Origin of the sequence: Curtobacterium sp. PhB115 (genome assembly GCF_003752025.1) — a bacterium.
GTDB lineage: Bacteria > Actinomycetota > Actinomycetes > Actinomycetales > Microbacteriaceae > Curtobacterium.
On sequence record NZ_RJKR01000007.1, the window covers coordinates 233,386 to 258,196 of the forward strand.

Annotated in this window: 25 protein-coding genes; 15 read left to right on the forward strand and 10 right to left on the reverse strand. The window is 67.0% G+C overall.

Translation table 11 applies throughout. From position 1 onward, the window contains the following. Positions 1–10 precede the first annotated feature (10 nt). From EDF19_RS10635 to EDF19_RS10650, 4 genes are read right to left on the reverse strand one after another with little or no spacing between them, the layout of a single operon-like run. Positions 11–382 (reverse strand): CrcB family protein, encoded by a 372-nt coding sequence (locus EDF19_RS10635; RefSeq protein WP_055960823.1) that lies wholly within the window; start codon positions 380–382, stop codon positions 11–13. After that, the gene (locus EDF19_RS10640; RefSeq protein WP_395859943.1) at positions 379–882 is read right to left on the reverse strand and encodes a CrcB family protein; all 504 of its coding nucleotides are present in this window, start codon (positions 880–882) and stop codon (positions 379–381) included. The genes EDF19_RS10635 and EDF19_RS10640 overlap by 4 nt, the downstream gene beginning before the upstream one ends. Continuing rightward, positions 879–1,634 (reverse strand): 2,3-diphosphoglycerate-dependent phosphoglycerate mutase, encoded by a 756-nt coding sequence (locus tag EDF19_RS10645; RefSeq protein ID WP_171907745.1) that lies wholly within the window; start codon positions 1,632–1,634, stop codon positions 879–881. The genes EDF19_RS10640 and EDF19_RS10645 overlap by 4 nt, the downstream gene beginning before the upstream one ends. Further along, entirely contained in the window at positions 1,619–2,209 is a 591-nt protein-coding gene (locus EDF19_RS10650; RefSeq protein WP_228506158.1) for a universal stress protein, read from the reverse strand. Before EDF19_RS10650 ends, EDF19_RS10645 begins: the two co-directional genes overlap by 16 nt. A gap of 32 nt (positions 2,210–2,241) precedes the next feature. Between EDF19_RS10650 and EDF19_RS10655 the strand changes: the two genes are divergently transcribed. The 6 genes from EDF19_RS10655 (at position 2,242) to EDF19_RS10675 (ending at position 9,297) form a co-directional block, all read left to right on the forward strand. Beyond that, positions 2,242–2,508 carry a cation transporter gene (locus tag EDF19_RS10655; protein ID WP_123680850.1) on the forward strand — a complete coding sequence of 89 codons (267 nt, stop codon included), beginning with the start codon at positions 2,242–2,244 and terminating at the stop codon, positions 2,506–2,508. A gap of 252 nt (positions 2,509–2,760) precedes the next feature. Beyond that, complete coding sequence (locus EDF19_RS19135; RefSeq protein WP_185022784.1) at positions 2,761–2,961, forward strand: hypothetical protein; 201 nt, start codon at positions 2,761–2,763, stop codon at positions 2,959–2,961. A gap of 201 nt (positions 2,962–3,162) precedes the next feature. Then, on the forward strand, positions 3,163–3,759 hold the full coding sequence (locus EDF19_RS10660; RefSeq protein ID WP_123680851.1) for a recombinase family protein: 597 nt from the start codon (positions 3,163–3,165) through the stop codon (positions 3,757–3,759). A 465-nt stretch (positions 3,760–4,224) separates the two neighbouring features. Further along, positions 4,225–4,887 (forward strand): hypothetical protein, encoded by a 663-nt coding sequence (locus tag EDF19_RS18810; protein WP_148071074.1) that lies wholly within the window; start codon positions 4,225–4,227, stop codon positions 4,885–4,887. Positions 4,888–5,308: 421 nt separating this feature from the next. After that, positions 5,309–7,744: a hypothetical protein gene (locus tag EDF19_RS18815; RefSeq protein ID WP_148071075.1), complete on the forward strand. Its 2,436-nt coding sequence runs from the start codon at positions 5,309–5,311 to the stop codon at positions 7,742–7,744. Between the two features lie 959 nt (positions 7,745–8,703). Beyond that, positions 8,704–9,297 carry a dihydrofolate reductase family protein gene (locus tag EDF19_RS10675; protein WP_123680853.1) on the forward strand — a complete coding sequence of 198 codons (594 nt, stop codon included), beginning with the start codon at positions 8,704–8,706 and terminating at the stop codon, positions 9,295–9,297. A gap of 119 nt (positions 9,298–9,416) precedes the next feature. On the opposite strand, the gene EDF19_RS10680 is transcribed toward EDF19_RS10675, so the two are convergent. Beyond that, positions 9,417–10,097 carry an SDR family NAD(P)-dependent oxidoreductase gene (locus tag EDF19_RS10680; RefSeq protein ID WP_123681017.1) on the reverse strand — a complete coding sequence of 227 codons (681 nt, stop codon included), beginning with the start codon at positions 10,095–10,097 and terminating at the stop codon, positions 9,417–9,419. 103 nt (positions 10,098–10,200) lie between these two features. Here EDF19_RS10680 and EDF19_RS10685 point away from each other — a divergent pair, with 103 nt between their 5' ends. Then, positions 10,201–11,034: a helix-turn-helix transcriptional regulator gene (locus EDF19_RS10685; RefSeq protein WP_123680854.1), complete on the forward strand. Its 834-nt coding sequence runs from the start codon at positions 10,201–10,203 to the stop codon at positions 11,032–11,034. Here EDF19_RS10685 and EDF19_RS10690 read toward each other — a convergent pair. Further along, on the reverse strand, positions 11,021–12,241 hold the full coding sequence (locus EDF19_RS10690; protein ID WP_123680855.1) for a beta-ketoacyl synthase: 1,221 nt from the start codon (positions 12,239–12,241) through the stop codon (positions 11,021–11,023). The two genes, EDF19_RS10685 and EDF19_RS10690, sit on opposite strands and share 14 nt — an antisense overlap. A gap of 53 nt (positions 12,242–12,294) precedes the next feature. Between EDF19_RS10690 and EDF19_RS10695 the strand changes: the two genes are divergently transcribed. Continuing rightward, positions 12,295–12,900: a TetR/AcrR family transcriptional regulator C-terminal domain-containing protein gene (locus tag EDF19_RS10695; RefSeq protein WP_123680856.1), complete on the forward strand. Its 606-nt coding sequence runs from the start codon at positions 12,295–12,297 to the stop codon at positions 12,898–12,900. Between the two features lie 53 nt (positions 12,901–12,953). Here the strand turns inward: EDF19_RS10695 and dhaM are convergent, their stop codons facing one another. The 3 genes from dhaM to dhaK form a co-directional block, all read right to left on the reverse strand. After that, positions 12,954–13,676: a dihydroxyacetone kinase phosphoryl donor subunit DhaM gene (gene dhaM / locus EDF19_RS10700; RefSeq protein ID WP_123680857.1), complete on the reverse strand. Its 723-nt coding sequence runs from the start codon at positions 13,674–13,676 to the stop codon at positions 12,954–12,956. After that, complete coding sequence (gene dhaL / locus EDF19_RS10705) at positions 13,673–14,314, reverse strand: dihydroxyacetone kinase subunit DhaL (RefSeq protein ID WP_123680858.1); 642 nt, start codon at positions 14,312–14,314, stop codon at positions 13,673–13,675. The genes dhaM and dhaL overlap by 4 nt, the downstream gene beginning before the upstream one ends. Before the next feature lie 104 nt (positions 14,315–14,418). After that, the gene (gene dhaK / locus EDF19_RS10710) at positions 14,419–15,420 is read right to left on the reverse strand and encodes a dihydroxyacetone kinase subunit DhaK (RefSeq protein ID WP_123681018.1); all 1,002 of its coding nucleotides are present in this window, start codon (positions 15,418–15,420) and stop codon (positions 14,419–14,421) included. Positions 15,421–15,737: 317 nt separating this feature from the next. On the opposite strand from dhaK, the gene EDF19_RS10715 reads away from it, so the two are divergent. Both EDF19_RS10715 and glpK read left to right on the forward strand, forming a co-directional pair. Further along, the gene (locus tag EDF19_RS10715) at positions 15,738–16,463 is read left to right on the forward strand and encodes an MIP/aquaporin family protein (protein WP_123680859.1); all 726 of its coding nucleotides are present in this window, start codon (positions 15,738–15,740) and stop codon (positions 16,461–16,463) included. A gap of 74 nt (positions 16,464–16,537) precedes the next feature. Further along, the gene (gene glpK / locus EDF19_RS10720; protein WP_123680860.1) at positions 16,538–18,049 is read left to right on the forward strand and encodes a glycerol kinase GlpK; all 1,512 of its coding nucleotides are present in this window, start codon (positions 16,538–16,540) and stop codon (positions 18,047–18,049) included. A 99-nt stretch (positions 18,050–18,148) separates the two neighbouring features. Here the strand turns inward: glpK and trpD are convergent, their stop codons facing one another. Further along, positions 18,149–19,213 (reverse strand): anthranilate phosphoribosyltransferase, encoded by a 1,065-nt coding sequence (trpD, locus tag EDF19_RS10725; RefSeq protein WP_123680861.1) that lies wholly within the window; start codon positions 19,211–19,213, stop codon positions 18,149–18,151. Positions 19,214–19,283: 70 nt separating this feature from the next. Between trpD and EDF19_RS10730 the strand changes: the two genes are divergently transcribed. From EDF19_RS10730 to EDF19_RS10750, 5 genes are all read left to right on the forward strand, one after another. Continuing rightward, positions 19,284–19,922 carry a heme-copper oxidase subunit III gene (locus EDF19_RS10730; protein WP_123680862.1) on the forward strand — a complete coding sequence of 213 codons (639 nt, stop codon included), beginning with the start codon at positions 19,284–19,286 and terminating at the stop codon, positions 19,920–19,922. 21 nt (positions 19,923–19,943) lie between these two features. Next, positions 19,944–20,753: a cytochrome c gene (locus EDF19_RS10735; RefSeq protein ID WP_123680863.1), complete on the forward strand. Its 810-nt coding sequence runs from the start codon at positions 19,944–19,946 to the stop codon at positions 20,751–20,753. Positions 20,754–20,786: 33 nt separating this feature from the next. Continuing rightward, entirely contained in the window at positions 20,787–21,848 is a 1,062-nt protein-coding gene (locus EDF19_RS10740; RefSeq protein ID WP_123680864.1) for a ubiquinol-cytochrome c reductase iron-sulfur subunit, read from the forward strand. Then, positions 21,848–23,533: a ubiquinol-cytochrome c reductase cytochrome b subunit gene (locus EDF19_RS10745; RefSeq protein WP_123680865.1), complete on the forward strand. Its 1,686-nt coding sequence runs from the start codon at positions 21,848–21,850 to the stop codon at positions 23,531–23,533. Before EDF19_RS10740 ends, EDF19_RS10745 begins: the two co-directional genes overlap by 1 nt. A 190-nt stretch (positions 23,534–23,723) precedes the next feature. Next, positions 23,724–24,683, forward strand: a complete 960-nt coding sequence (locus EDF19_RS10750) for a phosphodiesterase (protein WP_123680866.1) — start codon at positions 23,724–23,726, stop codon at positions 24,681–24,683. Positions 24,684–24,811 lie beyond the last annotated feature (128 nt).

The following is a 24,811-nucleotide window of genomic DNA, read 5'->3' on the forward strand; positions in this document are numbered from 1 at the left end:
AGTCGGATGGTCAAGTGAGGGTGCCGAGGGTGACGCCCCCGGCGGCTGCGGCGACGGAGACGACGAGCATCCCGAGCCCGTTCACGGCAGCCGCGGTGGTGCGGCCAGTGCGTGCGAGGCGGACGGTCTCGAAGCTGGCGGTGCTGAACGTGGTGTAGCCACCCATGAGCCCTGTTCCGAGCACCGCGACGGGGGTGGCGCCGAGGTGACCGGCGGCGCCGGTGATCAAGCCCAGCAGGAACGAGCCGGTGATGTTGATCGTCAGCGTCCCGACCGGGAGCCGGAACTGCCGACCCCGGTTGATCGCACCATCCACGAAGAACCGTGCGGCCGCGCCGACACCGCCAGCGACCGCGACGCTGAGGAAGGCCAGGGCGCTCATGATGTGGCCCCGTTCGGTCGGACCAAACCCGCGATCGCGAGGCCGCTACCGGTGGCGATCGCGCCGGCGAGGACCGTCAGGAGCGCGTACCCGGTGCCGGCCAACCCGCGGCCAGCGAGGAACAACACCGCGGTGCTGGTCGCGAGGGTGCTGTAGGTGGTGAACCCGCCGAGGACACCGGTTCCCAGAAGCAGGCGCAGTGTCCGGCGGCGACCCTCGTCACGTCCGCGATGCGCGAGGTGTTCCAGCAGCACACCCAGTAGGAGCGCGCCGGCGATGTTGATCCAGAAGATCGCCCAGGACACCTCCTGCTGAGCGGGGAACGCGGTGCTGAGTCCGTCGCGTGCGGCGGTACCGATGGCGCCGCCGAGTGCGACGACACCGAGGTACCGCCACCGCAGATGCACTGGCCGGTCGATACGTTCCGGGTCGTTGGCGTCGATGTCTGGGTCGGGCGGGAGCTGCCCATCGGGCAGCTGCGTGTCCGTTCGGGAGGTCATGTTCCACCTTCCGCAGCGACCGCTGCCGCTGCTGCTCGTGCTGCCGGATGCAGGTACTCCCCACCCCGCGGACAGAACCCACCGTCGCCGTCGAACCGGTAGATCAGGGGTTCGCCCGTGGGGAGGTTCAGGTCCGCGAGCTCACCGTCAGTTAGGCCGTCCATGCAGGCACACAGTGCCCGCAGTGAGTTGCCGTGCGCGACGACGAGCACTGTCTGCCCGTCGCGGAGTGCCGGGGTGATGCTGTGCGACAGGACGGGTTGGACCCGGCGGATGACGTCGGAGAGTGTTTCGGTTCGACGAAGTGCCGCCCACGGCAGTCCACGAAGCGCCGGCGTCCGCCGGAGCGCCAGCCACGCGCGGATCGACATGCGTGGTGGCCGTCCCGTGCGGGTCCGACGAACAGCGAAGAACTGCTCCGCCCCCAACGCCGCTTGCGCATTCTGCTTGGACATGCCGGTGAGGGCGCCGTAGTTCCGCTCGTTCAACCGCCACGTCGACTCGATCGGCGCATCACGTCCGAGGACGTCGGTGACGAGCTCCGCCGTGTGGAGCGCCCGCTCGAGCGTCGACGTGAGCACGAGGTCCGGTCGGATGCCGGCATGCAGAAGTAGCAACCCAGCCCGATTCGCTTCGGCGCTGCCCTGTTCGGTCAGCGCGACGTCTCGCAAGCCGGTGAAGGTACCGGCAGCGTTCGCAGTGCTCTGTCCGTGGCGGAGCAGAACAAGCTGGCCGGTCACGGGGTGTCCCACGGCAGTGGGGCATCGAACCCGACCGGATCAACGGGCACTACGAGCACTGAACGGTGCTGCTGATGGGTCAGCCGTACCGCGACCGACCCCGTGAAGAACTCCGCGATTCGACCCGCTCCCGTCCTGGCCCCGACGACCAGCATCGCCGCGTCGCGGTCTTCGGCCACCTGCGACAGTGCCCGGCTCGGATCCCCGACACCCGGGACGAACGTGACGTCGACGCCGTAGGTCGTTGCGGCAGCACGTACTGCCGCCTTGTCACTGTCCGACAAGCCCTGCGGTGTCGTGTCAGCGGTGTCAGGGTCGATCGGTTCCACCATCACCGACCCGTCCGAGCGCGTACCGGCATCGAAGAGCGATGCATCCACGCTGACGCACACCAGCGTCGTACCGAAGCGCCGCGCGATAGACGACGCAACCTCGATGACCCCCGGAGCGAGGCCGGGCAGGACGCCGACGACGACCGGTCCGGAACCGATTGGTGCTGTCATGACACTCCCTACCTCAGGCGCGCAGAAGCGCGACCAGCTGAGATAGGGACTGTTGTCGACAACTGTCGAGGTTGGGTCCGGCAAGCCCCACTACCGGGTCCGAAGACACCACCATTATGCACCCGAACCCCAAGTCACGCGGGCCGTCTCGCGCACCCGCGACGTCCCGACACCGAAGGAAGCGATTCCGACGACACGGAGCGAAGCTGCCCACAGAAGGCCGAGTGACATTCGTTGACGGGCTTCTGGCCGTCGCGGTACTCATCGGCATCAGCTTGAACGCGCTGGTCGGCTGGTGGTGGGCAGACCCGATCGCCGGCTACGTCATCGTGTTCTACGCCTTCCGGGAAGCGATGCAGATCTTCCGGCCGAGTCATCACTAGCGCGGGACTGGGGGAGGTGCCGCCGCACCACCGTTCGGACAGTTGCCGAATGTCCGGAGACTGTGTCAGAATCTTCCTGCGTTCATAGTGCGCGCAACCAGCCGGCCTCGAGCCGGTTTTTTTGTGCCCAGATGTCTCGCCGTGACCCGCGCAGTCTGATCGCCGGTCGCACCCGCGGGTCCGACTCGCGTCCCTCCTCACGGAGGCCCTAGTCCTCGGACGTGCACGGTGCACGAACCGAGAGTCGGCCAGTTGGCTGACAGATCGAACGGTGGAGGTTCCATGCTCCAGCTGTCGATTGAGATCCCTGCCCCCGCTGCCTACGCGGTCGGGTTCGCTCTCGCGATGCTCTTCGTCGCGATCGCGATCCGTCAGGTGTGGCCAATCCTGAACGACAAGGCTGCTCGCCGCGTCGTTCGGGTTCAGCGGGCGAAGGCACTTCGCAAGAAGTAGCCGGACTCAAAAAACACGCCCCCTCCATCGGCGAGGAGAGCTCTGTCCTCCGAATGTATCAAAAACCTCCGTTTGTGGCACATCTCTCACTCCGGATTGCGCAGAGCGCGCCGCGCCGGCGTTGCACGTGGCGGAACTCAGTGCCGATTTCTACGTGCCGTTTCCACTGACGTCCGACGGGTTCCGCTACGTTCATGGGTCATGGGTGAGCTTCTCGGGTACGCGCGGGTGTCGACAACCGATCAGGACGCGGCGCTGCAGCTCGATGCGTTGAATGCCGCCGGCTGCTACCGGGTGTGGGTCGACACAATGTCCGGATCGCTCGAGCACCGTCCGGAGCTCACCAAGATGCTCGATCAGCTCCGACCAGGCGACACTCTCGTCGTGTGGCGGCTCGACCGGCTCGGGCGATCCATCCGGCATCTGATCGACCAGCTGCAGGCGCTGGGGGAGCGGGGTGTCGGGTTCCGATCGTTGCAAGAGACGATAGACACAACCTCACCCGGCGGCCGGCTCGTGTTCCGTGTCTTCGCCGCTATGGCCGAGTTCGAACGGGATCTTATCCGAGAACGCACGCACGCCGGCCTCACGGCCGCTCGAGCTCGAGGGCGGAACGGCGGTCGGCCGCCTCGGCTGTCGGCCGATCAGGTACGAACTGCCAGGCGCCTTTACGAGCAACAGGACATGACGGTCGCGCAGATCGGGGACGTTCTCGGAGTTAGTAGGACCACCGTGTACAGGGCACTCCGACGCGAGAGCGAACCAGTCGCGGGCCGACGTCGAAAGACGTCCGGCTGAGCGTCTGGCACCGCGCGGTCCTGCGACCGATGCGCACGGGGACGTTGCGACATGTCTAGAGCCAACATCAGATCTGTCGTGGAACCCCTGAACCGACCCCATGACTGCGGTTCTCAACGGCACTGGGGCCTGTGGCCTTGGGGCATCCGCCAGCACCGCACCGTTCGGCAAGCATCGGGTAAGGGAGGAAGGTTTCCCCAAGGCGCACGCACGAATGGAGGCCGCCGGTAGTCGATGTCGATCGACAAGCCCACCAGCTCGCGGTGGCCGGCAAATCGCCGCGACGACGATTGAACACGGACGAGAGCGGCTACTCGCGGGTTCTCCCACCAAGTCCGGAACCTGAACGACCGTGCAACAGACGAGTGATCCAACCGATTGGGAGACGGGAGGTCACGTTAAGCCTCCGTAGGCGCACACTTGATCCGATGGCAAGTGACAGGGCGGACGGGACAGGAGTGTCGGGTGGATGAAGAAACGTGGGCGCGTCGGGATCGGATTGCTGCCGCACTCCGTGAGCGCCGCGCCGATCTTGCGAGCATGTATGAGATGGCGCATTCACTACTCGATCATGGAAGCAACAAAGGCGGCGAAAGGGTGCGGGTTTCGCTCATTTGCCATGCTATGCGGGAAGTAATGGCCAAATCAGTACGAGCACTTGCGCGATCAGCAAGCCCCCGCGTGACACCGACGTCTGGGGAGCAAGTGCAAAGGCTCCCCGCGCTCCTCACTGCACATCCCGACATGAATCTCGAGGGTGCCGCTCCCCAAATCGTCGTACCGCTCCCCGCTGCGCGTGCTTTTGATCGGCTCCTCAAGACCGCTGTACAGGAAACTGCGAGGAACCGCGGTGACGTAGCCTCACTCCTAACGGACGACGGTAACGAGGCTCACCCAGCTGTCGCCGCGTGGATCGAAACCAGCCGCTATTTCGTCAAATGGGCACACTTGCATGACGACGATCTCGCACCCGAGGTCCTGCCCGACGATAATGAGTTGAAAGCGCGAATTGCAACCTATGAAGAGCTTATGGACGGCGTGCTGACGGAATTCTTCCAACTTCAGCGGTCAATTGCGGCACTGCTCAAGCAAATCAACGAAGGAACCGGTGACCTGCTCGATGTCTGATACGCGACGACCCAGTGCTGAGCAAGTCAAGAACGTGCTCCTCAAAATCCCGACATTTCAGCTGCGACGAGTCTTCTATGAGGGCTTGACAAATCCGCAATGGGTGAGGCCCCTGCTGCAAGCGGGTGCATTTGCGTCTCCGCCTGAGCCGACTGTACTGGGCGACGGGCTCACCCGTGACGTATTTTGGCCCGAAGTAACATACTTAATCAACATGGCGCCCCATGTGCCATCGGACGTTGTCGACGTGTTGCTTACTCTCCAATGGAGTAACAACCCATGGGTGCGAAGGGCTGCTATCGAGATCGGCACTGTTGTACCCGCCGATCAAGGTGCCCGTTTGATACCGATGTTGAAACAGTGGAGAACTGGTGGAGGTTTCGGATGGCGCACAGATCCGCGATACCTAGTCAGCTTTGCTGTGAGGCTTCTCGAAGGTGATGAAGATGTTCTCGGTCGCTGGCTAGCGAACGAACTCTTCAATCCGAAACCAGAAGGCGAGGGGTACGCACGCAAGCCCACAGCAGGTCTCGATGACTACTGGTATCAGCAAGAGCTTCCGCGGGTGGTAGAAGCTCTTCGAGTTAATTCTTTCAAGGCTGTCACAGGATGGTTGCGCAACTGGATCGACGCTCTACCCTCGTATGGAAGTAATGAATTTAGTGCCGCTGAACGATCTTCGATTGCGGATCTGAGTACAGGGGAACATCCTGACCCTAAGCACTCCCTGATCGACACGGTTAGAGATCTCGCGCTAGCGGGCGTTTCTATCGACACTCCAAGTGCTGCTGATTACTTGGTCGGAAGAAAACGTCAGCTCCTCCATAAAGTTGCACTGTTTGTGGTCGCAGAGTCGCTACGGAGGGAAACCCAACTGCAGTCTCACGATCAACAACTGATCCAAGTTGCAAAGCGCCTCCTCGCCGATTCGACGTCCTATGATGACAATATGCGGATCGAGTACGCGGAGCTTGCCAGAGCGACAGTATTAGTCGACCCGGGGGCGTCCGTTCTGCTCAAAGAGTTCATTCGGGAAGGGCACCTTGATGATCTGCGCTGGATGATTGAAGGCTTGCCACGCAACGGAGAGTCAGATGATGATTTTGCGATAGAGGTGGCTGATCATGCCAGTAGGTCAAAGCACCGGTGGCTATCCGCGATTGGCGATGAGGCCCTGCCGCCGGAGCTGCAAGACGAGCTGAAAGCTCTATGCTCACGGTGGGGCGACATCAAGGACCCTTTGGAGCGGCCGGACAAGGTGAGCAGCTGGGTAGGACCTAGCGCTTTCAGTGATCCGACTGATCTGGAACAAATGACTCCTGTCGAACTCGTCGAGCAGCTCGCCAGCTTGCACTATGTTGGCGACGGTTGGGGCCCCGAACCATCTCACGAGGGTCAAGGGCGTGTTCTTGCCGCTCTTCTTACAACCAAGCCTTTCGCTGTCTCCGGTGTTGGGAATTTGGTTGGACGTTTGAGGCCGACATATGTCCGGGCGATACTCCAGGGCTGGACGGCGGCGTTGAAAGCAGATGTTGAGCTCGATTGGCCGGAAGTCGTCCAATTGGTGAGCGACACGCTGACCCACCCCGAAGCGTCTGATTTTCCATCCGAAGGGGACGGCTTCGATGACGATGCCTCATTCTTGCCAGCAAAGACCGCGGCACTTCGACTGCTTGAAAGTCTCTTGCGCGTTCGGATGAACGCGCAAGTTCCTGATGGCAGCCTGCCGTCATTCGCTTCGTCGCTTTTGAAGCATGGCAGGGATGCGTCTGCTTGGAGTGAGTATGACTCTTACCAGCACGATGAGGCGAGCTGGAGCCCACTGAACCTATCGTTGAATTGGCGCTGGCCTATCTACGTGAGGGCGCTGGTAATCCTTGCGGTCCGCGATGGTGGCAACCCCTGGCGAGCTGCAGCGCTTGAAGAACTGGATAAGGAGCTGGAGTGCAAAGACAGTCACGGCGCGGTGTGGGCCGTCGTTGGCGAGCACTTGGGGCAGCTGCTGTCCACTTGCTCCGAGTGGTTAGAGCCGCGTATGGAGAGATTTTTTGGAGGAGCGGCTGGGGTCACTACTCAACAGCAATGTGCCGTGACCACTGCGATGGCGATACATCACTACCATCCGCGCTTGTACAGCCTGCTGAGAGAGCCCTTGCTCGCGGCTCTTGCTCTGGGGAATGAAGTCCGGGCGGGTTGGGGCACGGCGGCGGAGGCGCAGGCTAGAATTGGCCAGTGGGCAATTAGTGGCCTTATTTACGAGGACATCGAGCCCGACGATCCTCTTGTAATGGCGTTTTTCAATGGGGCTGACGCGCAGGTTCGAGGTGCCGCGATGAGTAATGTAGCGTGGTCTTTTGCTCAAACCAAGTCCGTCGATGCGGGTATTGCAGCGCGTTTCGGCCAGTTATGGGATGAGCGCATTGCACATGTCAGAGAATCTCCTGGAGATGCCGCGGAACTCAGAGGAATTTTCTGGCTGGTGAAATCTGTTGCATATGATGCCCCCTGGTGGCTCCCTCGTCTGCGGGAGGCATTGGAATTCGAGTCCGACATCAAGGCTGACCGGTACCTGCTCGGCCGCGAGTTGGCTCAAGCTTCTGTGGTTGACCCTGAGAACAGTTTGGCGGTACTTGAGCTGCTTCTCGAGTCCGTAGACGGTGGAATGCTCGAGTATGACCTAAGTCGGCATGCTGTTCCGATCGTAATTGCTAACGCTCTTCAATCGGCGAGTGAGTCGGTGGCCAGAGCGGGTCGTTCGTACATGAATGTGCTGGGCGCGAGGGGCTACCTAAGTTTAGAGAGTGAAGTACGGGACGTCGTCAGTGGGGTAATAACCCCCGATCAAGTTGAGGAGTGAGATAGAGGCTGTTGGTGCCGTCCTAGGTTTCCTGCGGTGCGTGGTTTGGCCTTCGTGGTTGTAAGCACCTTCTCTCGCAGCGTGGGCGTACATGGCCCCTCTAATACCTTCGCTGTTTGAAGAATCTCGGCGAACCGCGGCCACCGTGGACCCCGCGGCGAGGGGGCAGCCTTCTTCCTTGTCCCTTCAGCGCCTGGTCGTGCATCCCGGAGCCACCATCATCGTGGGTCCGGAGCTCTCGTGAACCGAACTGTCCGGTTTAACCTGACATAAGAGCGCCGTATCGGCGTGAACGAAGCAGCCGGCCACCCCGAGGGTGGCCGGCTGCTTCGTTGGGGGAGCGGCGTCAGAGGGCGGCGTCGTACGCGTCGCGTACGGCCTGGCTCATGCGGGAGGAGACCTCGTGGCCGTTCGCCTTGATTGAAGAACTCACGGCTCACGGAAGTATCTGGTTCGAGCAGCGGACCTCTTGAAATAGCAAAAGGGCGAGTAGTTATCCACGGTGAGAGGGGCAAGGTGGCCGTTGCATAGAACGTGGCCGACTCACTTCTCCGGCGCCGGCGAGCTGCGGTTAGTCGGTGAGGTTGGCGCGTTCCTCGTTGAGCAGCAAAGACCTTGTCATCATCCGTCGTCCGCGGTCGCGCTCTAAGAAGCTCCAGTGAGGAAGTTGAGCGCGGCACCGCACTGCACCGGACCGCACGGCTCGGCACGGCACGGCACGGCACGGCACTCGAGCTGCAGTGGATTCCTGCATTAAACGCAGGATCCCCTTGCTCGCGAGCATGCCGCTGTCGCGCCGAGCTGGTTTCCAGGTTTCACCTAGTGGACAGATTCTGGGGCTGATCAGGTTAAACACTGCGGCACAAGCGGTGCCGGAGTCGTTGCACTAGATGCAACTCACGATGTTTAAGCGCCGATAATGCATATTATGTCAACTCAGACTGAGACAGGAGCTCCTCGTGCGTGACCTCGTGTTGAAGATGTCGATGTCGTTGGACGGCTACGTGGCAGGTCGCCGTGCAGAATCCGACTGGATGTTCCGCGGCGGGAGTCCCGACTCGATGGCCTGGGTGCGCGACATCGTCGCCGGTGCCGGAGTCCACGCGTTCGGCCGGAAGACCTTCGAGACGATCTCAGGTTTCTGGCCCACGGCGCCCGGACCGATCGCTTCGCCGATGAACACGATCCCGAAGGTCGTGTTCACGACGCAGGGCGACTTCGATCCGCGCACGATGCCCGTCGCGGACCCCGACTCCCCCGCTGTGGCGACCTGGACCGGTGCCCGGGTCGCCTCCGGCCCACTGGATGCCGAGGTCGCCGCGCTCAAGGACGAACCGGGCGGGTACGTGCTCGCGCAGGGTGGCACGGACTTCGGGCGGAGTCTGGTCCGGGCTGGTCTGGTGGACGAGTACCGGCTCGCCGTGTTGCCCGTACTGCTCGGCTCCGGCGACGGGGTGTTCACGGAACTGCGCGACGAGCTCGACCTCGAGCTGGTCAGTGCCACGGCGTTCACGGGCGGCGCGCTCGGGTTGGTGTACCGGCCGAAGCGCTGACACCGCGACCGAGCAGGGTCGGCGAGCCGCCGGATGGATCCAGTGAGCAGGAGACGTCGGGTCCGAATACTCGACCCGACGTCTTCTGCTCACTCGGAAGCTCGAGGACGGCCCGCGGCTCAGTACTCGATGCGGCCGTCCCGGTTGTGGAACTCCCCCGTCGGGCCGTCGGTGTCGATCGTGGCGAGCGCGACCGTGGCGTCGGTGCCCTCGGTGATGGTCTGGTGCCCGCCGAAGCCGTTGAACTCCGTCGCGGTGTAGCCCGGGTCGCTCGCGTTGACCCGGAACCCCGGCAGGTTCTTGGCGTACTGCACGGTCAGTGCGATGACGGCGGCCTTCGATGCCGCGTACGGGATCGCCGGCACGGGGTACTCGTCGTGCCCGGGGGTCGAGAGCCACCGTGCGAACCCGACGCCCGAGGCGACGTTCACGATCACGGGCGCGGCCGAGCGGCGCAGGAGGGGCAGCGCTGCCTGGGTCACGCGGACGAAGCCGGTGACGTTGGTGTCGAGGACGGCGGCCATCGCGCTCGCGTCCAGGTCGTCGACGCCGAAGGAGGTGCCGAGGATCCCGGCGTTGTTCACGAGGACGTCGAGCGACGGGATCTCCGCGATCGCGGCGTCGATGCTCGCCTGATCGGTCACGTCCAGGCGCACCACGTGGGCGCCGAGTGCGCGGGCGTCGTCGCCGGTCGCGGGATCGCGCATCCCGGCGTACACGGTGTGGCCGGCGGCGACCAGGCGACGGACGGTCTCGAGTCCGAGACTGCGGTTGGCTCCGGTGATGAGTGTCGTTGTCATGCCCACCACTCTCCGCCCGGGTGGCTGACTCCCCCAGGCACGGTGCGACGGTGGGACCGGCAGTACCAGGACCGACGGGAGGCGCGGGGCCAGGATGGTGCGTATGAGCGAGTTCGCGAACGTGTTGCGTTCCTGGCGTGACCGGGTGCGTCCGGAAGAGGTCGGCTTGCCGGCGGGGCCGGGCCGGCGGACGCCGGGTCTCCGGCGTGAGGAGCTGGCGGCGCTGGCGCAGGTGAGTGTCGACTACATCGTGCGGCTCGAGCAGGGCCGGGCGACGAACCCGTCACCGCAGCTGCTCGCCTCGTTGGCGACGGCGCTCCGCCTGACCGCCGAGGAGCGGGACCACCTGTGCCGGGTCGCCGGCGTTGCTCCGCCGTCCCGGCAGGTCGTGCCGCGGCACATCACTCCGGGGGTGCAGCGCCTGGTCGACCGCTTGGGTGACGTCCCGCTCGCGGTCTTCACGGCGACCCACGACATCGTGCTCTGGAACGACCTGTGGGCCGCGCTGAACGGTGACCCTTCGCGGTACGTCGGGCTCGAGCGCAACCTCGTCTGGCGGCACTTCATGCACGCGCACGACGGCGTGGAGTGGGACGCCGAGCACCAGGAGGAGTTCTCCAGCGACCTCGCCGCCGACCTGCGGCAGGCGTCCGGCCGGTACCCCGCCGACCGTGAGCTTGCGGAGCTCGTCGTCCGACTGCGCCGGGAGTCCCCCGAGTTCGAGCGTCGATGGGACACCGGACGCATCGCCGAGCACCGGGCGAGCCGCAAGCACGTGCACACCCCGGTCGGCCCGATCGAGATCGACTGCGACGTCCTGACGGTGCCGGGCGGCGACCTGCGGATCGTCGTCTACACCGCGGTGCCCGGCACCGAGGACGCCGCGAAGCTCGACCTGCTCCGCGTCACCGGTCTGCAGGAGCTCACGCCGCGGTGAACACCAGCGACGCGTTCTGCCCGCCGAAGCCGAACGAGTTGTCGAGTGCCGCCCGCATCGGTGCGGTCCGGGCGGTCCCGGACACCACGTCGAGGTCCACCGCCGGGTCGAGCCGGTCGAGGTTCAGCGTCGGCGGCACGGTGCCGGTCTCCAGGGCACGGAGCGTCAGGATCGCCTCGACCGCGCCGGCCGCGCCGAACATGTGACCGATCGCGCTCTTCGGCGCGGTGACGATCGCCGCGTTGCCGACGGCACGCCGGATCGCCGCGGCCTCGCCGACGTCGCCGACGGGTGTGCCGGTCGCGTGGGCGTTGACGTGGTCGATGTCCGAGCCGCTGAGGCCGGCCATCCGGATCGCCGCCGTCATGGCACGCTCCTGCTCGCTGCCGTCGGCGAGCGGTGCGGTGATGTGGTGCGCGTCCGAGGTGATCCCCCACCCGGCGAGCGTGCCGTGTGCGCGCTGCGCCCGGGCCGCCGCGTGCGACGCCCGCTCGAGGACGACGAACCCGGCGCCCTCGCCGAGCACGAAGCCGCGACGGTCGGCGTCGAACGGTCGGGAGATCGTGGTCGGGTCGTCGTCGCCGGGCTTCGCGAGTGCCTGGGACTGCGCGAAGGACGCCATGGTGACGGGCGTCACTGCTGCCTCGGTGCCCCCGGCGATGACGACGTCCGCCTCGCCGGTGGCGATGAGCCGCGCGGCGGTCGCGATCGCCTCGGCGCCGGACGCGCATGCGGAGACCGTCGTGTACGCACCGGCGCGAGCCCCGAACGCGATGCTGATCTGTGCTGCGGCACCGTTGGCCATGAGCATCGGGACGGTCCGCGGCGAGACCCGTCGGGCGCCGGACGCCCCGAGCACGTCGTGTGCGTCGAGGAGCGTCTCCACTCCCCCGATGCCCGTCCCGACGACGACGGCGAGCCGGTCCCCCTCGACCTCGGGTGCGCCGGCGTCCGTCCAGGCCTCCTCGGCGGCGACGAGGGCGAGCTGTTGACTGCGGTCGAGCCGTGCTGCCCGGACGCGGCCGAGCGCGCCGTCGGCGTCGAGGGCGGCATCGGCTCCGACCGTGATCGGGACCTGCCGCCAGAGTGCGCCCTCGCGGTGGAGCGCTCGGACGCCGGAGCGACCGGCGACGAGGGCGTCCCACAGCGGTGCGACTCCGTGCCCGAACGGTGAGACCGCGCCGTAGCCGGTGATGACGATGTCCATGGAACTCCTCTTGTACGTTGAACAAGTTGAGTTGTACCACGTACAATTCCTGCATGGCAACCACGGACGGCTCCGGGACGGCGCGCGGCGCAGCGACCCGGGCGAAGATCCTCGCGGCGACGGCCGGCCTGCTCGGTGCACGCGAGCACGACGGCGCCGACGGCTCCGGTCCCCCGCGCACGGTGACGGTCAGCGAGATCGCCCGCGCGGCCGGTGTCTACCCGAACCAGATCACGCACCACTACGGCTCGAAGGACCGTCTGGTGCTCGATGCCGCCTTCGCGCTGTTCCTCCGGGACACCACGCGGCTGCAGGCGGCGGGCCGGCGTGCGACGTCGGCGGAGTCCTTCCGGCAGGTCCTCGCGCGCACGGCACTCGCGATGCCGTCGACGCCGTTGGTGGTGCGGGCACTGGCCTCCGCCGGCGAGGACGACGCCCAGCGGGAGCGCGTGCGGCTGCTCCTCGCGGTGCTCTTCCGGCAGTCCGAGCGCTACCTCGAGCGCATCGTCGCCGAACACGGGTGGACGAGCCCGAGCGGCGTCGGGCGCGATGCCCGGACGTTCTGGAGTGCGGTGTTCGGCGCGGTGCTGCTCGCCGACGCCGGTGTCACGGGTGGCCCGTCCGACCTCGACCTGGCCGGGACCGTCTCGATCCGCTGACGCCGAGGCCGGCCCCTCCGCTGCGCGGCCGCTACCCCCACGCTGCGCGGCCGCTACTCCCCGAACCCACTCCGGACCAGTTCGACCAGCGCGTCGACGGCTCCCTGCGCGTCGGCCCCCGTCGCCTCGATCGACACGGTCGCGCCCTTCGGCAGCGCGAGCGCCATGATCGCGAGGAGACTCTTCGCGTCCACACCGTTCACGTGCACCGCGGCGTCGTACTTCGCGGCCGTCTTCACGAACTCCGCGGCCGGCCGCGCGTGCAGGCCGGTCTCGTTGACCAGCTCGACGCTCTCGGACGCGGCCACGTCGTCGACGCTGGCCGCTCCGGAAGCCGGCCCCGGGCCTCCAGGCAGGTCGTCGGACGGACGGGAGGCGCCGCTCGCGTCGTCCGCCGGCGCTGCGGCCGATGCTGCGGCAGCGAGCACGGCCGCAGCGTCACCACCCGTCTGGGCGGCCACGGCAGCGGCGACCGCGCCTTCGACGAGCGGCGCCTGTGAGACGTACACCCGTGCGCGGACGTCGTCGTCGAGGAAGTCGAGCGCCGTGTCGGTCGTCAGGTAGGCGGAGCCGAGGTCGCAGAGGACGACGACCGCGTCGGCACCGCTGAGTTCCTCGATGCCGGCGGTGATCGCCTCGAACGAGGTGCCGATGCCGCCGTCGTCGGTCCCACCGGCGGCGACGAGCTGCACGTCGGCCGCCATCTGCCGGGCGAGCTCGACGGTGCCGGTCGCGATGGCCGCGCTGTGCGAGACGATCAGGATGCCGACGCTCACGCGGCGGCGCCCGTCGTCGCGTCCACGGCTGCGCGGAGGATGTACGCCGTCGACTGCGCGCCCGGGTCGCGGTGCCCGACGGCCCGCTCGCCGAGGTAGCTCGCGCGGCCCTTGTGCGCGACGAGCGGCTCGGTCGACTCGGCACCGGACGCGGCCGCGTCCGCCGCGGCGGCGAGGACCTGCTCGGGGCCGTCACCGGCGTCGGCGGCGGCGCCGGCGGCGTCCACCGCCGGCGTCCACGCGTCCACCATCGTCTTGTCGCCGACCGCGGCCTTGCCACGCGACACGACCCCGTCCCGCGCCGCGGCGAGGACCGCGACGAGGGTCGCTGCGTCGAACTCGGACGCATCGCCCGCGGCCTGGGCCGCCTTGAGGTACGCCGTGCCGAACAGCGGGCCGGCCGCTCCGCCCACCGTCGAGATGAGCTTCGTCGCGACCGTCTTGAGCACGGCGCCGGGGGTGTCGAACGACCCGGAGTCGACGGCCTCGAGGACGGCGCGGAACCCGCGGTCGAGGTTCTCACCGTGGTCCCCGTCGCCGATCTCCCGGTCGAGCGTCACGAGCTCTGCCCGGTGTTCGTCGATCGTCGCGGCGGTGCGACGGACCCAGTCGATGGCCCATGCGGTGTCGAGCGCCAATGCGGTTCCCTTCGTGTGTCCGGCCCGGTGGGCTCGGTGTCGTGGTCGGTGGTGCGTGGTCGGACTCGGCCGCTCAGCGGCCGGACTCGGCCTGACTCGGCCGCTCAGCGGCCCCAGCGGAGTGCCGGGGTCTCCACCGGTGCGTCCCAGAGAGCGGTGAGGTCGTCGTCGAGCACCGTGACGGTGAGCGAGAACCCCTGCATCTCGAGGGACGTGACGTAGTCGCCGACCAAACTACGCGCGACGTCGTAGCCGCGGTCCGTGAGGACCTCGGCGGCGCGTCGGTACACGATGTACAGCTCGGAGAGCGGCGTGCCGCCCATCCCGTTGACGAGCAGCAGGAGCTTCGAGCCGGCCGGTGCGTCCAGGTCGGTGAGGATCGGTTCGAGCACCCGGTCGACCAGGGCGTCCGCGGGCGCCATCGGGATGCGCTCCCGGCCCGGTTCGCCGTGGATCCCGATTCCGAGCTCGACCTCGTCGTCGGCCAGGGTGAAGGACGGCTCCCCCGCGTGCGGCACCGTGCCGGACGCGAGTGCCAGGCCCATCGACCGCGTGACCTCGTTGACGTGCCGCGCGACGGCGGCGACGGCGTCGAGGTCGTCACCGCGTTCGGCGGCGGCGCCGGCGCACTTCTCCACCACGACGGTGCCGGCGACGCCGCGTCGGCCGGCCGTGTAGAGCGAGTCCTGCACGGCGACGTCGTCGTCGACCACGACGGACTCGACGCGGATGTCCTCCATGCCGGCGAGCTCGGCGGCGGTCTCGAAGTTCAGGACGTCGCCGGTGTAGTTCTTCACGATGTGCAGGACACCGGCGCCGGAGTCGACGGCCTTCGTCGCGGCGACGATCGGGTCGGGGGTCGGGCTGGTGAACACCGGTCCGGGGACGGCCGCGTCGAGCATGCCGTACCCGACGAAGCCGGCGTGCAGGGGCTCGTGTCCGCTGCCGCCACCGCTGACGATGCCGACCTTGCCGGCGACGGGTGCGTCGGCGCGGTGGATGTGGATCGGGTCCTCGACCAGGACGACGTGCCCGGCGTGGGCTCGTGCGAATCCCCGGACGGTCTCGTCGACCACGGCCTGCGGGTCGTTGATGAGCTTCTTCATGCGCGCTGCCTCCACGGGTGCGGGGCCGAGCCGTGGCGATCACACCGCCGTCGTCGACCGGAGTTGCCCCAATCTACATCCGTCCGACGGTCAGTCGTTCGGTGCTGATGCACGTTCGTGCATCAGCCCGGGGACGCGTCACCGGGGCGGAGACTCCACCGCACATCGAAAGTGCACGTTCGTGCACGTTGCCGCAGTTCCCTCACGATTGCATCGCCCGACGTCGAGCCGCGTCACTATGCTCGGCCTCAATCACTCAACGGGGAGTGCCGGAGCAGCACCACCGGACCCCCACCCTCACGCACTGGAGGTCACCGATGGACGACATCGGGGTCAAGTTCCTGTCCGAGCTCGTCGGCACCGCGATGCTCATCATCCTGGGTGGCGGTGTCGTCGCCGCTGTCTCCCTCACGAAGTCCAAGGGCTTCGGCGCCGGCTTCCTCATGGTCACGATCGGTTGGGGCTTCGCGGTCTTCGCCGGCGTCACCGTGTCCTACAAGTCGGGCGGACAGCTCAACCCGGCGGTGAGCCTCGCCCAGGCCATCCTCGGCAACATCACCGTCGGCGCGATGCTCCTGTTCTGGCTCGCCCAGCTGATCGGCGCGATCATCGGTGCCGTCATCGTCTGGCTCGCCTACAAGCAGCACTTCGACGAGGAACCCGACGCGGCCGCCAAGCTCGGCGTCTTCTCCACCGGCCCGGCCATCCGGTCGTACGGCTGGAACCTCGTGACCGAGATCATCGGCACCTTCGTGCTGGTCTTCGTCGTCATCGCCTTCACCAACGGGCAGACCCCGTCGGAGCTCGGCGCGATCCCCGTCGCCTTCCTCGTGATCGCGATCGGTGTCAGCCTCGGTGGCCCGACCGGCTACGCCATCAACCCGGCCCGTGACCTCGGTCCCCGCCTGGCGCACGCCTTCCTGCCCATCAAGGGCAAGGGCTCGAGTGACTGGGCCTACGCCTGGGTGCCCGTCGTCGGCCCGCTCATCGGTGGTGCGATCGCCGCCGGGCTGTCGTACGCCCTGCTGCCCGTCGTCAGCTGAACCAACCCAACCCCGGGGTGAGCGGTCCGCAACCGCGGACCGCTCACCGCACCGAACACCCGTAAGGAGCACCAATGGCCGACTACATCGTCGCCATCGACCAGGGCACGACCTCCACCCGAGCGATCGTCTTCGATCACTCCGGCTCGATCATCTCGACCGGTCAGAAGGAACATGAGCAGATCTTCCCGCGTGCCGGGTGGGTCGAGCACGACCCCGCCGAGATCTGGGACAACACCCGCGAGGTGATCGGTCAGGCACTGTCGCGTGCCGACATCACGCGGCACGACGTCGCAGCCGTCGGCATCACCAACCAGCGTGAGACCGCTGTCGTGTGGGACAAGACCACCGGCAAGCCGATCTACAACGCGATCGTCTGGCAGGACACCCGCACCCAGTCGATCGTCGACAAGCTCGCCGACGGTGACACCGACCGGTACAAGGCCATCGTCGGCCTGCCGCTCGCGACCTACTTCGCCGGCACCAAGATCATGTGGATCCTCGAGAACGTCGAGGGCGCACGCGAGAAGGCCGAGGCGGGCGACCTCCTCTTCGGCACGACCGACACGTGGGTCCTCTGGAACCTCACCGGCGGCGTGGACGGCGGCGTCCACAAGACCGACGTCACGAACGCGTCCCGCACGCTGTTCATGGACCTCGAGACCCTGCAGTGGCGCGACGACATCCTCGCCGACTTCGGTGTCCCGAAGTCGATGCTCCCCGAGATCGTCAGCTCGTCCGAGGTCTACGGCCACGTCGAGTCCTCGAACCTGCTGCGCGAGGTCCCGATCGCCGGCATCCTCGGCGACCAGCAGGCCGCGACCTTCGGCCAGGCCGCGTTCGACCAGGGCGAGTCGAAGAACACCTACGGCACCGGCAACTTCCTCATCTTCAACACCGGTACCGAGATCGTCCGCTCCGAGAACGGCCTGCTCACCACCGTCGGCTACAAGCTCGGCGACCAGGAGACGCACTACGCCCTCGAGGGGTCGATCGCCGTCACGGGCTCGCTCATCCAGTGGCTCCGCGACAACCTCGGCCTCATCGGCAGCGCCCCGGAGGTCGAGGCGCTGGCCAAGACCGTCGAGGACAACGGCGGCGTGTACTTCGTGCCGGCGTTCTCGGGTCTGTTCGCGCCGTACTGGCGTCCGGACGCCCGCGGTGCCATCGTCGGTCTGACCCGCTACGTCAACAAGGGGCACATCGCGCGTGCGGCCCTCGAGGCGACGGCGCTCCAGACCCGCGAGGTCCTCGACGCGGTCAACGCCGACTCCGGTGTGGACCTGACCGAGCTCAAGGTCGACGGCGGCATGACCGCGAACAGCGAGCTCATGCAGTTCCAGGCGGACATCCTCAACGTGCCGGTGGTGCGTCCGGTGGTCGCCGAGACGACGGCGCTCGGCGCCGCCTACGCAGCGGGCCTCGCGGTCGGCTTCTGGGCGAACCTCGACGAGCTCCGTGCCAACTGGCAGGAGGACAAGCGGTGGGAGCCGCAGCTCGACGCCGAGGAGCGCGAGCGCACGCTGCGCCTGTGGAAGAAGGCCGTCACGAAGACCTTCGACTGGGTCGACGAGGACGTGCGCTGACACGCGTGCGCTGACACGCACCACGTGCTCTGCACGCAACGCACTGGAGGCCCGGTGCCGGTTCTCGAAACCGGCACCGGGCCTCCAGGCTGTCGCGGGTCAGTGCCCGGCGTGCGTCGCGGGGACCGCGACCCAGTCCGCCAGCTTGCGGGTGCCGGCACCGGAGTCGACGGCCTCGGCGGCGACGACGAGCTGCTCGCGGAACCGGTGCAGGATCGGCCGGTCCGCCTGGGCGGGGTCCTCTGCCAGGCGGAACGAGACGAGCCCCGCGGCGGCGTTCAAGAGCACGATGTCCCGGACCGGTCCCTGCTCCCCCGCGAGGACGCGGCGCACGACGTCGGCGTTGTGCGCCGGGTCGCCACCGAGCAGGTCCTCGGTGTGGGCGCGGGGGATGCCGAGGTCGCGCGGGTCGAGGTCGTGCTCGATCACGCGGCCGCCGGTGACCTCCCAGATGTGGCTGTGCCCGGTCGTCGTGAGCTCGTCGAGCCCGTCGTCGCCACGGAACACCAGCGCCGTGGCGCCGCGCGTCTGGAACACCCCCGTGATGATCGGCACCAGGTCGAGCTGCGCGACACCGACCGCGTTGGCCTCGCACCGTGCGGGGTTGACCAGTGGTCCGAGGAAGTTGAAGACCGTCGGGACCCCGATCTCGGCCCGGGCCGGCCCGGCGTGGGCGAACCCGGGGTGGAACGCGTTGGCGAACGCGAAGGTCAGTCCGACACGCCGGAAAGTGTCCGCGACACGCGCGGCGTCCATCGTGAGATCGAGCCCCAACGCGGCGAGCACGTCACTCGAGCCGGACTTCGACGAGCTCGCCTTGTTGCCGTGCTTCACGACGGGCACGCCCGCCGCGGCGATGACGATCGCCGCCATCGTCGAGACGTTCACCGTGCCGACCACGTCACCACCGGTCCCGACGATGTCGAGTGCCATCGGATCGACGTCCAGCGGAACGGCGGCGTCGAGGATCGCGTCACGGAACCCGACGACCTCGTCGACGGTCTCGCCCTTCGCGCGGAGGGCGACGGCGAACGCGGCGATCTGTGCGGAGGTGGCGCGCCCACGCACGATCTCCTCCATGGCCCATGTGGATTGCCTGATCGTCAGGTCCTCGCGCGCCATGAGCGCGCTGATCACCGCTGGCCAGGAAAGTGCGTCAGGCATGACTCGATCGTAGTGAATTCGAGAGACCCGCCAGTCTCCTGCGAAAACACTGTCTGGGGTTTCGGCCATAATGGAGGACGTGACTAGCACCCCTCTCTCCAGATCCGCCAGCGGTCCGGCCCTGAACAGGCCGAACGCCGTTGCCGTGGGGACGATCGTGTGGCTGGGCAGCGAGGTCATGTTCTTCGCCGGCCTGTTCGCGATCTACTTCACGCTGCGCAGTACGTCCCCCGAGCTCTGGGCGACCGAAACTTCCAAGCTCGAGGTGCCGTTCGCCTCCGTGAACACGATCATCCTGGTGCTGTCCAGCTTCGCGTGCCAGTTCGCCGTGTTCGCCGCCGAGCGCTTCCAGGTCCACCGCACGAGCTGGAACCCCCGCCACTGGGGCATGACGGAGTGGTTCTTCGTCACCTACGCGATGGGCGCCATCTTCGTCTGCGGTCAGATCTTCGAGTACGCCAACCTCTGGCACGAGGGCATCACGCTCTCCTCCAGCGCCTACGGCTCGGCGTTCTACATGACCACCGGGTTCCACGGGCTGCACGTCACGGGCGGCCTCATCGCCTTCCTGCTCACGCTCGGCCGCGGGTTCGCCGCGAAGAACTTCGGTCACAAGGAAGCGACCACCGCCATCGTCGTGTCGTACTACTGGCACTTCGTCGACGTCGTGTGGATCTTCCTCTTCGCCGTCATCTACCTTCTCAAGTAGGAACTGGACACCCCCCAGCACATGTTCAACAGAACCAAGTCCAAGAAGGGCCGCCGTTCACCGATGGCGACCGTGTCGCTCATCGTCGTGGGTCTCATGACCACCGGTGGTGCCTACGCGCTGTTCAGCTCCACGGCGAACGCGGACGACAGCACGAGCACCGTCGCGGCGTCCAGCCAGTCGAACGTGAACGAGGGCGAGAAGCTCTTCGCCTCGAACTGCGCGACCTGCCACGGCCTGAGCGCCCAGGGCACCAGCGAGGGTCCGTCCCTCATCGGTGTCGGTGCCGCCTCGGTCGACTTCCAGGTGGGCACCGGCCGCATGCCGATGGCCGCCCAGGGCCCGCAGGCCGAAGAGAAGCCGGCGCAGTTCACGGACGAGCAGGTCGACGCCCTCGCCGAGTACGTCGCCTCCCTCGGCCCCGGCCCGGAGGTCCCCTCGACCGACCTCACCAACGGTGCGGACGGCGACGCGGCCGAAGGTGCGGAGCTCTTCCGCATCAACTGCGCCATGTGCCACAACGTGGCCGGTGCCGGTGGTGCGCTGACCGAGGGCAAGTACGCGCCGAACCTCGAGACGGTGTCGGGCAAGCACATCTACGAGGCCATGCTCACCGGCCCGCAGAACATGCCGGTCTTCAACGACCTGAACCTCACGCCCGAGCAGAAGGCCGACATCATCACGTACCTCAAGTACGTGCAGGACAACAAGTCGCCCGGCGGCTTCGCACTCGGCTCCCTGGGGCCGGTGGCCGAGGGCCTGTTCATCTGGATCTTCGGTCTCGGCGCGGTCGTCGCGATGACCGTCTGGCTGACCGCGAAGTCCAACTGATCGTCCGTGTCGAACGACACTGAAGGGAACACCATGGCAGAGCACGACGACGAGACGCTGAACTCGTCCTCGGCTGTCGAGAAGCACGGCACGACGACGTCGCCCGGGATCGCGGTCCTGCCCGTCGACCCGTTCGAGAACCCGGGCGAGCCGCCGCACCGCGCCCGCCGCACCGACGTCGACCCGAAGAAGCAGCGCCTGGCCGAGCGTCAGGTCGCCACGTTCTTCTACCTGTCGATCGTCGGCAGCGTCCTCTCGATCGCGGCCTACGTCGCCTTCCCGATCACGGACGACTTCGGTTCGGTCCGCACCGCGAACCTCTTCCTCGGTCTGTCGATCGCCCTCGCGCTCCTCGCGCTGGGCCTCGGCGCCGTCTACTGGTCGAAGTCGCTGGTCGTCGACCGCGAGATCACCGAACTCCGCCACGGCACCCGTGGCACGGACGCGACCCGCGCCAAGGCGGTCGAGGCGTTCCAGCTCGCCGACAAGGAGTCGGGCTTCAGCCGTCGCAAGCTGATCCGCAACTCGATGATCGGCGCCCTGGCGGCCTTCCCGCTGCCCGGCATCGTCCTCGTGCGCGACCTCGCTCCCGCCGCGGACCCCAACGAACTCCTCCGCCACACGATGTGGGCGAAGGGCACGCGCCTGACGAAGGACCCGACGGGTCTGCCGATCAAGGCGTCCGACGTGACCATCGGCTCGGTGTTCCACGTCATCCCGGACGGCATGCTCGAGAAAGAGGACATGCTCGAGGAGAAGGCCAAGGCCTCCGTCCTCCTCATGCGCCTCGACCCCAAGGACCTCAACCCCTCCAAGGGGCACGAGAACTGGGGCTACGACGGCATCGTCGCGTACTCGAAGATCTGCACCCACGTCGGGTGCCCGGTCGCCCTGTACGAGCAGCAGACGCACCACCTGCTGTGCCCGTGCCACCAGTCCACCTTCGATGTCTCGAACAACTGCGAGGTCATCTTCGGTCCGGCGGCGCGCCCCCTCCCCCAACTTCCGATCGCGATCGACGACGACGGCTACCTGGTTGCTCAGAGCGACTTCCACGAGCCCGTCGGACCGTCCTTCTGGGAGCGTGAACGCTGATGACCAGCACCACCACCACCGCACCGACGACGGCGGACAAGCCGGCGCCGGAGCGCGGGTCCCGCATCATCGGGGCCGCAGCCAACTACATCGACGAGCGCACCAGCATCTCGGGCCTCGTCAAGGAAGTCGGCCGCAAGATCTTCCCGGACCACTGGAGCTTCATGCTCGGCGAGGTGGCGCTGTACAGCTTCGTCGTCGTCCTGCTCTCCGGGACCTTCCTGACGTTCTTCTTTCAGGCGTCCATGGCCGAGGTCGTTTACCACGGCTCGTACGTCCCGCTGAAGGGCGTCGAGATGTCGACGGCTCTGCAGTCCACGCTGAACATCTCGTTCGACATCCGTGGCGGACTCTTCGTCCGTCAGGTCCACCACTGGGCAGCCCTGCTGTTCGTGGCGTCGATCATGCTGCACATGGCCCGCGTGTTCTTCACCGGTGCCTTCCGCAAGCCGCGTGAGCTCAACTGGGTCTTCGGCTTCCTGCTCTGGGTCCTCGCCATGGCCGAGGGCTTCACCGGCTACTCGCTCCCCGACGACCTGCTCTCCGGCAACGGTCTCCGCATCATCGTCGGCATGATCGAGGGTGTCCCGGTCATCGGCGTCTGGATCGCGTACCTGCTGTTCGGCGGCGAGTTCCCGGGCACCGACATCGTCGGCCGCCTGTACACGCTGCACATCCTGCTGCTGCCGGCGATCCTCGTCGCGGTGCTCGGTGTCCACCTCGTGCTCGTCGTGATCAACAAGCACACGCAGTTCGCCGGTCCGGGCAAGACCAACGAGAACGTCGTCGGTGTCCCGATCCTCCCGGCGTTCGCCGCGAAGGCCGGTGGGTTCTTCTTCATCGTCGCGGGCATCATCGCCCTCATCGCGTCGCTGTTCACGATCAACCCGATCTGGAACTACGGTCCGTACGACCCCTCCCCGGTCTCCGCCGGTACTCAGCCCGACTGGTACATCGGCTTCGCCGACGGTGCCCTTCGTCTGGTGCCGCCGCACTGGGAGGTCGTGTGGTTCGGCTACACGGTGTCGTTCAACATCCTGGCGCCGATCGCGGTCCTCGTCCTGCTCATCCTCGGGATCCTGCTCTACCCGTTCATCGAGGCGTGGGTCACGGGCGACAAGCGCGAGCACCACATCCTCGACCGCCCGCGCAACGCCCCGACGCGCACGGCGTTCGGTGCCGCAGGCATCACGCTCTACGCGAGCCTCTGGGCCGCTGCGTCGTCGGACATCATCGCGACCCACTTCCTGGTGTCGATCGAACACGTGATCCACGTGATCCAGGCCACGACGGTCCTCGGCCCGTTCGTCGCCTTCTGGATCACCAAGCGCGTGTGCCTCGCACTCCAGAAGAAGGACCGCGAGATCGTCCTGCACGGCTACGAGTCCGGTCGCATCGTCCGACTCCCGCACGGTGAGTACATCGAGGTGCACGAGCAGCTCGACGAGTACGAGCGCTGGAAGCTCCTGCAGTTCAACGAGTACAAGCCGCTCATGATCCGCCCGAACGCGAAGGGCAAGATCACGACGCTGCAGAAGGCCCGTGCAAGCGTGTCCCGGTTCTTCTTCGAGGACCGCATCGAGCCCGTCTCGAAGGCCGAGCTCGAGGCAGCGCACGCCGCACACCACGGTCCGGACCTCGAGGGTGGCCACCAGGCTCCCCAGGTGGGCCCCGGCGATCACTGAGCTGAGGCGCTGAGCTGAGGCGCTGAGGTGAGGCACTGAGAAACCCCCGTCACGATGTGGCGGGGGTTTTTCCGTGCAACGCGAACACGCCGTCCCACGTTCACGGGTGATTCACTCAGACGTGCTGGACTCGTCCAGGACGGTGTGGCAACGTGTTGCACCACGCACCCGCCAACGGAATGAGACCCCGATGGACAGCCGGACGGCCGAACACCCCAGGCCGAACCACTTCCTCCTCCACCTCAGCGACACCCACCTCGTCTCCGGGGACGGTGAACTCTACGGCGACGTGGACTCCGCCGCTCGGCTGACCGAGATCGTGGCCGACATCGAAGCGTCGGGCACCCACCCCGAGGCGATCGTCGTCACCGGCGACGTGGCCGACAAGGGCGAGCCGGGTGCGTACGCCCGCATCCGCCAGATCGTCGAGCCGGCGGCCGAGCGCATCGGTGCCCAGGTCATCTGGGCCATGGGCAACCACGACGAGCGCGGCGCGTTCCGCCAGGAGCTCTTCGGGCTCCAGCCGACCGACCGCCCCGTCGACTTCGTCTACGACGTCAACGGCCTCCGCGTGATCACCCTCGACACCAGTGTCCCGGGCCACCACTACGGTGAGGTCTCCCCCGAGCAGCTCGACTGGCTCGCCGAGGTCCTGTCCGAGGCGGCGCCGCACGGCACCATCCTCGCGATGCACCACCCGCCGGTGCCGAGCGTGCAGGACCTGACCGTCCTCGTCGAACTGCGCGACCAGCAGGCCCTGGCCGAGGTCCTCGAGGGCAGCGATGTGCTCTCCATCATCGCCGGTCACCTGCACTACTCGACGAGTGCGGTCTTCGCCGGCATCCCGGTCTCGGTCGCGAGTGCCACCTGCTACACGCAGGACCTCACCGAGTTCCAGGGCGGCACCCGGGGCCGGGACGGTGCGCAGTCGTTCAACCTCGTGCACGTGTACGGCCACAACGTCGTGCACTCGGTCGTGCCGATCGGCCACTACTCGACCGTCGGCGAGCCCGTCTCCGCCGTCGAGACCGAGGCCCGCCTCGCCGCCGCCGGGGTCACGATCCCGGCCGCGGTCGAACCGGCACCGGTGACCTCGAGCATCCCCGTCTTCACGCTCGACTCGGTGCCGGTCTCCCCCGTCCACCGCTAGGCCGCCGCACTTCGTGAGCAGGAATGGTCGGGTCCGCAGAGCGGACCCGACCATTTCTGCTCACGATGGGTGTGCGCGGGCGCGCCCGCGGCGGTGGAACCACCGTGGGGCGGCCGGGAGGCCCGTGG